Origin of the sequence: Streptomyces sp. NBC_00102, assembly GCF_026343115.1 — a bacterium.
GTDB lineage: Bacteria > Actinomycetota > Actinomycetes > Streptomycetales > Streptomycetaceae > Streptomyces.
In genome coordinates, this window is record NZ_JAPEMC010000001.1 from 5,547,672 (window position 1) to 5,560,449 (window position 12,778).

The window sequence follows — 12,778 nt, forward strand, 5'->3', positions numbered from 1 at the left end:
ACAGAAGGAAGGCCCCCACCATTCGGTGGGGGCCTTCTTGCTTGTGCGGTCGCTTTCCCGGGCCGCCCGCAGGCGGCCCGGGAAGAGTCTCCGGATCAGATGGTCTGCGGCTCGGGGACGCGCATGGCGAGGATGGCCATGTCGTCCGAGGCCGGCTCCGCGGCGAACCGCTCCACCGCCCGCAGGACGCGTGCGGCCACCGCGCCGGCGGTCAGACCGGTGCAGTTGGCCAGGACCTCTGCCAGGCCGTCGTCCCCGAGCATGCGGGTTCCCTCGCGGCGCTCGGTGATGCCGTCCGTGACGCAGAGCAGGACGTCGCCCGGGGCGAGCGTGATCTCCTCCTCGTAGAGCTCCAGGTCCTCGATGACTCCGAGCAGGGGCTGCGGTTCGGCTGCGGCCACGACCGTGCCGTCCTGGCTGAGGCGGAGCGGCAGGGGGTGGCCGGCGCACACGACCTTCAGGAGGGCGCTGCCGTCGTCCTGGGGGCGCAGCTCGCCGTAGAGGAGTGTCAGGAAGCGGCTGCGGGCGCCCTCGTCGAGGATGGCCGCGTTGAGGCGTTCCAGCACCGCCGGACCGCCGAAGCCCTCGCGGGCGAGCAGGCGCAGGGCGTGGCGGGCGAGTCCCGTGACGGCCGCGGCCTCGGGGCCCGTACCGCACACGTCGCCGATGGCGAAGCCGTAGACGCCCTCGCGGATCGGGAAGACGTCGTAGAAGTCGCCGCCGACCTCGTTGCCCTCGCCGGCGGCGCGGTAGATGACCTCGATCTCGACGTTCGGCACCACCGGCTGACTGGGCGGCAGCAGACTGCGCTGCAGGGCCTGGCTGATGGCCGTGCGCTCCGAGTAGAGCCGAGCGTTGTCCAGTGCGAGGGCGGCCCGTCGGGACAAGTCCTCGGCGAGCTCCAGGATCTCCTGGCGGAAATGGTCGTCGGACGGCTTGCCGAGCGTCAGCATGCCGATGACCCGGTTGCGGGCGACGAGGGGGAGCACGACCGTCTCCCCGCCCACCGCGGCGGCCGTGGCGAGCGTCGTCCGGGTGGAGTTGGCCATGCTCATCGGGGCGTCGCTGCTCAGGCTCCGCATCGACGTCCGCAGTGCCGCCTCGTGGGCTGCCTTGCTCGGGGCGGCCCACACGCGGGCGCCCGGGGAAGGGACGGGTTCGGGCGGATCGATGCGGGACAGCAGGGCCTTGAGGCCGTCGATCAGATCCTCGTCCTCGTGCAGGACGAAGGAGAGGAACGGGTCCGAAGCCGGATCGGCGATGGTGTAGACAGCACACCAGGTGGCGAGCTTCGGGACGGTCATCTGGGCCATGAGGGCCAGGGTCTGGTCCCGGTCGAGCGTCCCGGCCAGCAGGTCGGACGCCTCCACGAGGAAGGAGAGGGAGCCTCTGCGGAGCCGCTCCAGCTCGCCCAGGCGGGCGGACTCGACGGCGAGTGCGATGCGGTCGGCGGCGAACTGGAGGCGCAGGGCCTCCTCGTTGGTGTACCGCCCCGCGGCCTCCGCCGCGACGCCGAGCGATCCGGTGAGCCGGCCCTCGACCTTCAGCGGGACCGTCACCACCGAGCGCATCCCCGTGCCGCCCAGCAGCGGAACGGCACCCTCCACGGCCAGCAGGTCCTCGTGGACGGCGGGCATCCGGGCGGAGCCGTACCGGCCGGCCCCCGCCTCGACGGGGACCCGGGCGAAGCGCTGGCGGGCGGAGGGCAGACCGGTCGTGGCGCGGACCTCGAGTTCGGTCTCGTCGTCCGTCGCCAGGAGCAGGAACGCGGCGTCGGCGTCGAGCATGTCCCGCGCCCGCTCGACGGTGCGCTGGAGCAGGCCGTCCAGGTCGTCGGGTGCGGGGGAGCCGATGAACACTTCGAAGGGGTCGGCCGAGCGGCTCTCGCCGGCGTCGGTGACCGGGGTCCGCACCGGGCTCTGCAGGACCGCGCGCTCGTCGTCGCGGACCATCAGGCAGACCGTGGACGGGGAGCCTCCGGTGTCCCGGACGCGCAGGTGCGAGGCGTAGACGGGGATGACCCGGCCGTCCGCGCAGCGGAAGCCGTAACTGCCTTCCCAGCGCGAGAGTTGGAGCGCGGCGGCGATCCCGGTGCTGGTGCCGGGGGTCTGGGGCCAGGCGGCGAACTCGGTCAGCTGCTTGCCCACGACCTGCTCGGGGGCGTACCCGAAGAGGAACGAGGCGTCCTCGTTCCAGGAGGCCACGGCACCGTCCATGTCGATCTGGACCACGGCGACCCGGATGCGCCGGTCGGCGACCGGCAGGCTCTCGACAGGGAGCAGCGGTCCGGCGGAGCGGATGCCCACCGGCCGGTCGGGCAGGTCCAGCTGGAACCAGACGTGTTTGCGGGTGGGGGTGTACTCCACGCCCCAGCGGGACGCCAGGGCGGCGCAGAGGAGAAGGCCCCGGCCGCCTTCCCGGTCGGGACTGCCGAAGTCCACCGCGGTGCTCTGGAGGGGGATCTCGCGCTCCGGGTAGTGGTCGGCGACCTCGACGCGCACCCCGTCCTCCGCGCGCAGGCAGAGGACGTCCGCGGCGGTGCCCGCGTGCACGACCGCGTTGGTCACCAGCTCGCTGGTGAGGACGACCGCGTCGTCGATGACGTCGGTGTAGCCCCATCCCTGGAGCGTGTCCCGGACGAAGGCGCGGGCTGTCGCTACCGAGCGACCGGCCGGTTCGAAGGTGGCGGCCGCCTGCGCGGTGATCACTGAACTCCCCATATGGTGTCGCGTCGCTTCCCCGAGTCCAGGCCCGTATCTCGCCGCTTTGTATCGCCCGACAGCTGCCCGTGGTCCCTGGCGGATGCGCGGCGAACCACCGGACGGCCCTCGGCCAGGCTAGACGCTCGCCGGGGCCGCCGGGTACACGAGGCCTGAGTTCACCCGGGACGGGGGGAATGGGCGTACGCGGGCGCGCGACGGCGGTACTCCCGATGTGCCCGTACGGTGCCGGGGCGGGAGGGGTCCGGTGTCGGCGGGGTGACGAATCCCATCGGTACCCGCCGGTGGGGTCGGGCCTGGTACGTTTCAAGGATTTGACGTTTCCATGGGCACCCGTCGACGGTGTGCTGTGGCGGTGAGGTACCTCGGAACTGGGAAAGCTCTCAGAATCACCCGAGCGAAACGGTCAACCCTGCGGGAGGGACACGGTGGAGTCTGACGTGGCGGCGCGGGGTTCAAGCACGCGTACAAGAGGCGGACAGCCCGTGAAAAAACAGCGTCAAGGAACCGTCGAGGTGGACGCGGCGGATCTGAACAGACTGCTCTCCGCCCTGCTCGCGATGAGGGACGGCAACTTCCGCAGGCGCCTCACCGTCTCCGGGGACGGTCCGTTGACGGAGATCTCCGCCGTCTTCAACGAGGTGGCCGACCGTAACCTCCACCTCACGGGTGAACTCGCCCGGGTCCGCCGGGTGGTCGGCCGGGAGGGCAAGCTCACCGAACGGCTGGAGACCGGTGCCTGCGAAGGTGCCTGGGCCGCCGCGATCGACGCGTCCAACGAACTCGTCGACGACCTGGCGCGTCCCGTGTCCGAGGTCGGCCGGGTGCTGTCCGCGGTGGCCGACGGTGACCTCGAGCAGCGGATGGAGCTGCGTTCCCACACCGCGGACGAGACGGTGCGGCCGCTGCGCGGGGAGTTCCTGAAGGTCGCCCGTACGGTCAACAACCTGGTCGACCAGTTGTCGGCGTTCACCGAGCAGGTGACGCGGGTCGCCGTCGAGGTGGGTACCGAGGGCAAGCTGGGCGGCCAGGCGCAGGTGCGCGGGATGTCCGGATCCTGGAAGGACCTCACGGACTCCGTCAACACGATGGCGTACCGCCTCACCGCACAGGTGCGGGACATCGCGTTGGTGACGACGGCGGTGGCCAAGGGCGACCTGTCGCGGAAGGTCACCGTCCATGTGTCCGGGGAGATGCTCCAGCTGAAGAACACCGTCAACACGATGGTGGAACAGCTCTCCTCCTTCTCCTCCGAGGTCACCCGGGTCGCCCGCGAGGTCGGCACCGAGGGCGAACTCGGTGGTCAGGCGACCGTGCCCGGTGTCGCCGGTGTGTGGAAGGACCTCACCGACTCCGTCAACACCATGGCGGGCAACCTCACCAGCCAGGTGCGCGGCATCGCCGAGGTCACGACGGCGGTGGCCAACGGCGATCTGTCGCAGAAGGTCACCGTGAGCGCGCGCGGCGAGGTCGCGCAGCTCGCCGAGACGATCAACCAGATGACCGAGACGCTGCGTACCTTCGCGGACGAGGTGACCAGGGTCGCCAGCGAGGTCGGCGGCGAGGGGCTGCTCGGCGGGCAGGCGCAGGTGCCCGGCGCCGCCGGGACCTGGAAGGACCTGACCGACTCGGTCAACACCGTCTTCCGCAACCTGACCACGCAGGTGCGCGACATCGCCCAGGTGACGACGGCGGTGGCCAGCGGTGACATGACGCAGAAGGTCACGGTCGACGTGGCCGGCGAGATGCTGGAGCTGAAGAACACCGTCAACACGATGGTGGACCAGCTCCAGTCGTTCGGCTCCGAGGTGACCAGGGTCGCCCGGGAGGTCGGCGTGGAGGGCCGGCTGGGCGGCCAGGCCGAGGTGCCGGGCGCGGCCGGTACGTGGAAGGACCTCACCGACTCCGTCAACACGGCGTTCCGCAACCTCACCGGGCAGGTGCGGGACATCGCCCAGGTGACGACGGCGGTGGCCAACGGCGACCTGTCGCAGAAGGTCACGGTCGACGTGGCCGGCGAGATGCTGGAGCTGAAGAACACCGTCAACACGATGGTGGCGCAGCTGTCCTCGTTCGCCGACCAGGTGACCCGGATGGCACGCGACGTGGGCACCGAGGGGCGACTGGGCGGTCAGGCCCGCGTCGACGGCGTCTCGGGCACGTGGAAGGAGCTCACCGACTCCGTCAACTTCATGGCGGGGAACCTCACCGACCAGGTCCGTCAGATCGCCCAGGTGACGACGGCGGTGGCGCGGGGCGACCTGTCGCAGAAGATCGACGTGGACGCGCGTGGCGAGATCCTGGAGCTGAAGAACACCATCAACACGATGGTCGACCAGCTCTCCGCGTTCGCGGAGCAGGTGACCCGGGTGGCCCGCGAGGTGGGGACGGACGGCCGGCTCGGCGGTCAGGCGCAGGTGCCCGGGGTGGCCGGGGTGTGGCGCGATCTGACCGACTCGGTGAACGGCATGGCCGGCAACCTCACCGACCAGGTCCGCAACATCGCCCAGGTTGCCACGGCGGTGGCGCGGGGCGACCTGTCGCAGAAGATCGACGTGGACGCGCGTGGCGAGATCCTGGAGCTGAAGAACACCCTCAACACCATGGTCGACCAGCTCTCCGCGTTCGCGGAGCAGGTGACCCGGGTGGCCCGGGAAGTGGGGACGGACGGCCGGCTCGGCGGTCAGGCCGAGGTGCAGGGGGTCTCCGGTACGTGGAAGGACCTCACCCAGTCCGTCAACGGCATGGCCAACAACCTCACCCTCCAGGTGCGGAACATCGCCGAGGTCACGACCGCGGTGGCCAAGGGCGATCTGTCGAAGAAGATCACCGTCGACGCCAAGGGCGAGATCCTCGAACTGGTCACGACCGTGAACACCATGGTCGACCAGCTGATGAACTTCGCCGACGAGGTCGCCCGGGTGGCCCGCGAGGTGGGTACCGAGGGCATCCTCGGCGGTCAGGCCCGGGTACGCGGTGCGACGGGCATCTGGAAGGACCTCAGCGACAACGTCAACCTGATGGCCAACAACCTGACCAGCCAGGTGCGGAACATCTCCCGGGTCTCCTCGGCCGTGGCCAACGGCGACCTGACGAAGAAGGTCACCGTCGAGGCGCGGGGCGAGGTCGCCGAGCTTGCCGACACCGTGAACACCATGGTGACGACGCTGTCCTCGTTCGCCGACGAGGTGACCCGGGTGGCCCGCGAGGTGGGTACGGAGGGCATCCTCGGCGGCCAGGCCCGGGTTCCGGGGGTTTCGGGGACCTGGAAGGACCTCACCGAGTCCGTGAACTCGATGGCCTCCAACCTCACCGGGCAGGTGCGGCAGATCGCGACCGTCACCACCGCCATCGCCAAGGGCGACCTCACCAAGAAGATCGACATCGATGCGCAGGGCGAGATCCTGCAGCTGAAGGACACCATCAACACGATGGTCGACCAGCTGTCGTCCTTCGCGGAGCAGGTGACCCGGGTGGCCCGCGAGGTGGGTACGGAGGGCCAGCTGGGCGGGCAGGCCAGGGTGCGGGACGTCGACGGCACCTGGCGCGACCTCACCGAGTCGGTGAACGAGATGGCCGGCAACCTCACCCGGCAGGTGCGGGCCATCGCGGCCGTCGCCACCGCGGTGACGCGCGGCGATCTGAACCTGAAGATCGACGTGGACGCGGCCGGCGAGATCCAGGTGCTGCAGGACAACATCAACACGATGATCGCCAATCTGCGCGACACCACCCTCGCCAACAAGGAGCAGGACTGGCTGAAGGGCAACCTCGCCCGGATCTCCGGTCTGATGCAGGGCCGCCGGGACCTGGACGACGTGGCCTCGCTGATCATGAGCGAGCTGACCCCGGTGGTCTCCGCCCAGCACGGCGCGTTCTTCCTGGCCATGGTGGCGGGCGACAACACCGACGAGGTGGGTGCGGACAGCAGCGCGGAGGGCGCGTACGAGCTGCGGATGCGCGGAAGTTACGGGTACTCCGCCGGCTCGATGCCCACCTCCTTCCGGCCCGGCGAGTCGCTCATCGGCACGTCCGCCGCGGAGAGGAAGACCATCCAGGTGGACAGCGCGCCGCCCGGGTACCTGAAGATCTCCTCGGGGCTCGGCGAAGCCCCTCCGGCCCATGTGATCGTGCTGCCGGTGCTCTTCGAGAGCAAGGTCCTCGGGGTGATCGAGCTGGCCTCCTTCCAGCCGTTCACCCAGATCCAGCGGGACTTCCTGAACCAGCTCGCCGAGATGATCGCGACGAGCGTCAACACCATCAGCGTCAACACCAGGACCGAGAAGCTGCTGGAGCAGTCGCAGGAGCTGACCGAGCAGCTGCGGGACCGCTCGGAGGAGTTGGAGAACCGGCAGAAGGCCCTCCAGGCCTCCAACGCCGAACTCGAGGACAAGGCGGAGCTGCTGGCGCGGCAGAACCGCGACATCGAGGTGAAGAACACCGAGATCGAGGAGGCCCGGCAGATCCTGGAGGAGCGCGCCGAACAGCTCGCCGTCTCGATGCGCTACAAGTCCGAGTTCCTGGCCAACATGTCGCACGAGCTGCGGACCCCGCTCAACTCCCTGCTGATCCTCGCCAAGTTGCTCGCTGACAACGCCGAGGGCAACCTCTCGCCCAAGCAGGTGGAGTTCGCCGAGACGATCCACGGCGCCGGCTCCGACCTGCTCCAGCTGATCAACGACATCCTCGACCTCTCCAAGGTGGAGGCGGGGAAGATGGACGTCAGCCCGACCCGCATCGCGCTGGTCCAGCTGGTCGACTACGTGGAGGCGACCTTCCGGCCGCTCACCGCCGAGAAGGGGCTCGACTTCTCCGTACGCGTCTCGCCCGAACTGCCCGCCACCCTCCACACCGACGAGCAGCGACTGCTCCAGGTACTGCGCAACCTGCTCTCCAACGCGGTGAAGTTCACCGACAGCGGTGCGGTGGAGCTGGTGATCCGGCCGGCCGGGCCGGACGTCCCGAACGCCATCAGGGAGAACCTGCTGGAGCAGGGCACGCTGCGGGACGCGGACGACGACCTGATCGCGTTCTCGGTCACCGACACCGGGATCGGGATCGCGTCCAGCAAGATGATGGTGATCTTCGAGGCGTTCAAGCAGGCGGACGGCACCACCAGCCGCAAGTACGGCGGAACCGGCCTCGGACTCTCCATCAGCCGGGAGATCGCGCGCCTGCTGGGCGGGGAGATCCACGCGGCGAGCGAGCCCGGCCGCGGTTCCACCTTCACCCTCTACCTTCCGCTGCGCCGCGGTGAACTCCCGGCCCAGGGATACCCGCAGAGCGGTAACGGAGTGTCCGAACTGCCCATCGGCAGCGGGGAGTACCCCTCCCAGGGCGACTCGGCGCCGCTGGGCGATCCGGCCAACTCGGCGGGTGTGTTCCGGCGTCGGCGCCAGGCACTCGGCGATCCGCGCCGCCGTCCGGCGCTGCCCGCGCCGGGCCGGACCGGCGCCGGGGCGGGGACGAACGCGGAGAACGCTGAGAACGCGGAGAACGCCGCGCAGGAGGAGTGGGTGCGAGGGGCCCAGGCGCCCGAGGCCCGGCGGTCGTTCAGGTTCCGCGGCGAGAAGGTGCTGATCGTCGACGACGACATCCGCAATGTTTTCGCCCTCACCAGCGCCCTGGAACAGCACGGACTCTCGGTGCTCTACGCGGAGAACGGCCGCGAGGGCATCGAGGTGCTGGAGCAGCACGACGACGTGGCGGTCGTGCTGATGGACATCATGATGCCGGAGATGGACGGGTACGCGACGACGACGGCGATCCGGCGGATGCCCCAATTCGCCGCCCTCCCGATCGTCGCGCTGACCGCGAAGGCCATGAAGGGCGACAAGGAGAAGGCGCTGGACTGCGGGGCCTCCGACTACGTCACCAAGCCGGTCGATCCCGACTACCTGCTCGGCGTCATGGAGCGGTGGATGCACGGGGAGTGACCCGGTACGGCCGGGTTGCCGCGGGGTGCGGGGCACGGTGCCGGGGCGGGCAGGCGGGCAGGCGGGGGCGCGGCGGACGAGCCGTGCCGCCCGTCCGGCGCCGTCCCGGCACCGTACCGGGCACCCGACTCGTGCCGCGGCCCCGTGCTGCGGCTTGCGGCACCGATCTCTTCGGGAGTGTGCGGAGACGTCCTCCGGGCGGGAACCATCCGAACTCCCGCCGCGTTCTTGTTGTGTGCACAGTGACATCGCGGTGACAGGGTGTGGCGGCGGCCGGGGTGCGGCTACGATGACCGGCACAAGACGGACGGCGATACGGAGCCGTCCCCTGGGGCGGCACCCGGTGCGACGCCGGGATGAGGAGGGCGGGCCATGATGCAGAAGGCCAAGATCCTCCTGGTCGATGACCGGCCGGAGAATCTGCTGGCGCTGGAGGCCATCCTCTCTGCGCTGGATCAGACGCTGGTGCGGGCATCGTCAGGGGAGGAAGCGCTCAAGGCGCTGCTCACGGACGACTTCGCGGTCATTCTGCTCGATGTCCAGATGCCGGGTATGGACGGCTTCGAGACAGCGGCGCACATCAAGCGCCGTGAGCGGACACGGGACATCCCGATCATCTTCCTCACCGCGATCAACCACGGCCCGCACCACACCTTCCGCGGCTACGCGGCAGGTGCCGTCGACTACATCTCGAAGCCGTTCGACCCCTGGGTGCTGCGCGCCAAGGTGTCGGTCTTCGTCGAGCTGTACATGAAGAACTGCAAGTTGCGCGAGCAGGCGGCCCTGCTGCGGGCCCAGCTCGACGGCGGTCGTTCCGGCGAGGACCGGGAACCTGCCGGGCTGCTGGCCGAACTCTCCGCGCGCCTTGCCGCGGTGGAGGAGCAGGCCGAGGCGCTCTCCAAGCAGTTGGACGACGAATCCGCGGACGCGGCCGCCGTGGCCACCGCGGCGCACCTCGAACGCAAGCTCACGGGTCTGCGGCGGGCGCTCGACGCCTTGGAGCCCGGAACGAACGGAGCCACCGGCATTCTGCCGACGCAGAGCTGACACCACGGAACTGCCCGGCGCGGAGGCGGAACCGCCGCGCCGAAGCGGAACTGCCGACGCGGAAGCGGAACTGCCGACCCCGAAGCGGTGGCCGGCCGCAGAGCCGACGGTCCGGAACGGGGTGCCGCAGGTCCGGGCTTCCCTGCCTGTTGCGCACCCTCCACAGTGGTGAGACGGCGTCAGTTTCCCGCCCCCGCAAGCCGACACGGTCGGGTGAACCCGACGGGCACGTGTCCCGACGCGTCGGCACCGGTAACCTCGGCCCATGGCCTCACGTACGTCCGGCAAGGGTTCCCAGAGCTCGGCGGGCACCGCGAAGAGCGTCGGCCGTACCCCGGGGCCGGCGAGAAAAGCCGCGCCCGCCAAAAAGGCGCCGGCCGGGAAAGCGGCGCCCCCGCGCAAGCCGCCCGTCAAGAAGGCGGCTGCCAAGCGGCCCGCGCCGAAGCCCGCCGCGTCCCCCACCAACGGGGTGTACCGGCTGGTGCGCGCCGTCTGGCTCGGCCTGGCGCACGGTGTCGGCGCGCTGTTCCGATCGATAGGGCGTGGCGCCAAGGGCCTCGACCCGGCCCACCGCAAGGACGGGCTGGCGCTGCTGCTGCTGGGTCTCGCGCTGATCGTCGCCGCGGGCACCTGGTCGAATCTGCGCGGCCCCGTCGGCGATCTGGTCGAGATGCTGGTGACCGGGGCGTTCGGCCGGCTCGACCTCCTCGTACCGATACTGCTGGGTGCGGTCGCCGTGCGGCTGATCCTCTATCCCCAGCGGCCCGAGGCCAACGGACGGATCGTCATCGGCCTGTCGGCACTGGTCATCGGCATCCTTGGCCAGGTCCACATCGCGTGCGGCAGCCCGGGTCGCGGGGACGGCACGGAGGCCATACAGGACGCGGGCGGTCTGATCGGCTGGGGGGCTTCCACCCCGCTCGTCTTCGCCATGGGCGAGGTCCTCGCCGTTCCGCTGCTGCTCCTGCTCACCGTGTTCGGGCTGCTGGTCGTCACGGCTACCCCCGTCAACGCGATTCCGCAGCGGCTGAGGCTGCTCGGGACGAAGCTGGGCATCGTCGACGCGCCCGCGGAGCCGGAGGACGGCTACGAGCGTGACACGGACGACGACGAGCGGTACGACGACCAGTGGCGGGAGGCGCTGCCCGGCAGGACGCGCCGGGCCCCCGGGCGCCGTACGGAAGAGGTGTTCGATGCGGACGACGCCGAGGCCGAGGCGCTGGCCAGGCGCCGCAGGCCCCGGCGGCAGGCGGTGCAGCCCGGTGCGAACCGGGCGATGGACGCCGTAGACGTCGCCGCGGCGGCTGCCGCCGCGCTGGACGGAGCGGTACTCAACGGCATCTCGCCCTCGCCCGTCGTCGCCGACCTCACCCAGGGAGTGTTCGGCGACCGGGACCACACCGGTGAGCGCGAGCGGACCGGCGGCCCCGTCCCCGGCGCGCGCGGAGCCCGCTCGGGCGAGGACTCCGGCAAGGAACGGACCGGCCGCCGGACGGCGGGCGCCCCGCCCGCCGGCGTACCGGACCTGACCAAGCCCGCTCCGGAGCAGACCCGGCCGCTGCCCGCCCGGGCGGAGCAGCTCCAGCTCTCGGGCGACATCACGTACGCGCTGCCCTCCCTCGATCTGCTGGAGCGCGGCGGCCCCGGCAAGACGCGGAGCGCGGCCAACGACGTGGTCGTCGCCTCGCTGACGAACGTGTTCACGGAGTTCAAGGTCGACGCCGCCGTCACCGGCTTCACCCGGGGCCCGACGGTCACCCGGTACGAGGTGGAGCTCGGCCCGGCGGTGAAGGTCGAGCGGATCACCGCGCTCACCAAGAACATCGCCTACGCCGTCGCCAGCCCCGACGTCCGGATCATCTCGCCGATCCCCGGCAAGTCGGCGGTCGGCATCGAGATCCCCAACTCCGACCGGGAGATGGTCAACCTCGGCGACGTGCTCCGGCTCGCGGACGCGGCCGAGGACGACCACCCGATGCTGGTCGCGCTCGGAAAGAACGTCGAGGGCGGCTACGAGATGGCCAACCTCGCGCAGATGCCGCACGTGCTGGTCGCCGGTGCGACCGGCTCCGGCAAGTCGTCCTGCATCAACTGCCTGATCACCTCGATCATGGTCCGGGCCACCCCGGACGACGTACGCATGGTCCTCGTCGACCCCAAGCGGGTCGAGCTGACCGCGTACGAGGGCATCCCGCACCTGATCACACCGATCATCACCAACCCGAAGAAGGCCGCCGAGGCGCTCCAGTGGGTGGTGCGGGAGATGGACCTGCGCTACGACGACCTCGCCGCGTACGGCTTCCGGCACATCGACGACTTCAACCACGCGGTGCGCGACGGCAAGGTGAAGGCGCCCGAGGGCAGCGAGCGGGAGCTGTCGCCGTACCCGTACCTGCTGGTCATCGTCGACGAGCTGGCGGACCTGATGATGGTCGCGCCGCGTGACGTGGAGGACTCGATCGTCCGTATCACCCAGCTGGCCCGGGCCGCCGGTATCCATCTGGTGCTCGCCACGCAGCGGCCCTCCGTCGACGTCGTCACCGGACTGATCAAGGCCAATGTGCCCTCCCGCCTCGCGTTCGCGACCTCCTCGCTCGCGGACAGCCGGGTCATCCTGGACCAGCCGGGCGCCGAGAAGCTCATCGGAAAGGGTGACGGTCTGTTCCTTCCGATGGGGGCGAACAAGCCGACCCGCATGCAGGGGGCCTTCGTCACCGAGGACGAGGTCGCCGCCGTCGTCCAGCACTGCAAGGACCAGATGACCCCGGTCTTCCGGGACGACGTGGTGGTCGGGACGAAGCAGAAGAAGGAGATCGACGAGGACATCGGCGACGACCTCGACCTGCTCTGCCAGGCCGCGGAACTCGTCGTCTCGACGCAGTTCGGCTCGACCTCGATGCTCCAGCGGAAGTTGAGGGTCGGCTTCGCCAAGGCGGGAAGGCTCATGGACCTGATGGAGTCACGGAACATCGTCGGCCCCAGCGAGGGGTCGAAGGCCCGCGACGTGATGGTGAAGCCCGACGAGCTCGACGGTGTGTTGGCCGTGATCCGCGGGGAAACAGCTCCCTGACGGTC

Annotated in this window: 3 protein-coding genes and 1 pseudogene; 3 read left to right on the forward strand and 1 reads right to left on the reverse strand. The window is 70.3% G+C overall.

The features are described 5' to 3' along the window. Positions 1-95: 95 nt before the first annotated feature. The gene (locus OHA55_RS24750) at positions 96-2,720 is read right to left on the reverse strand and encodes a SpoIIE family protein phosphatase (protein ID WP_266709849.1); all 2,625 of its coding nucleotides are present in this window, start codon (positions 2,718-2,720) and stop codon (positions 96-98) included. 485 nt (positions 2,721-3,205) lie between these two features. Here OHA55_RS24750 and OHA55_RS24755 point away from each other — a divergent pair, with 485 nt between their 5' ends. The 3 genes and pseudogenes from OHA55_RS24755 to OHA55_RS24765 all read left to right on the forward strand — a co-directional run bounded on the left by OHA55_RS24755 (position 3,206) and on the right by OHA55_RS24765 (position 12,773). Continuing rightward, complete coding sequence (locus OHA55_RS24755; RefSeq protein WP_266709850.1) at positions 3,206-8,656, forward strand: HAMP domain-containing protein; 5,451 nt, start codon at positions 3,206-3,208, stop codon at positions 8,654-8,656. A 372-nt stretch (positions 8,657-9,028) separates the two neighbouring features. Beyond that, the gene (locus tag OHA55_RS24760) at positions 9,029-9,703 is read left to right on the forward strand and encodes a response regulator (protein ID WP_266709851.1); all 675 of its coding nucleotides are present in this window, start codon (positions 9,029-9,031) and stop codon (positions 9,701-9,703) included. A 230-nt stretch (positions 9,704-9,933) separates the two neighbouring features. Then, positions 9,934-12,773, forward strand: a pseudogene (locus tag OHA55_RS24765) (DNA translocase FtsK). Positions 12,774-12,778 lie beyond the last annotated feature (5 nt).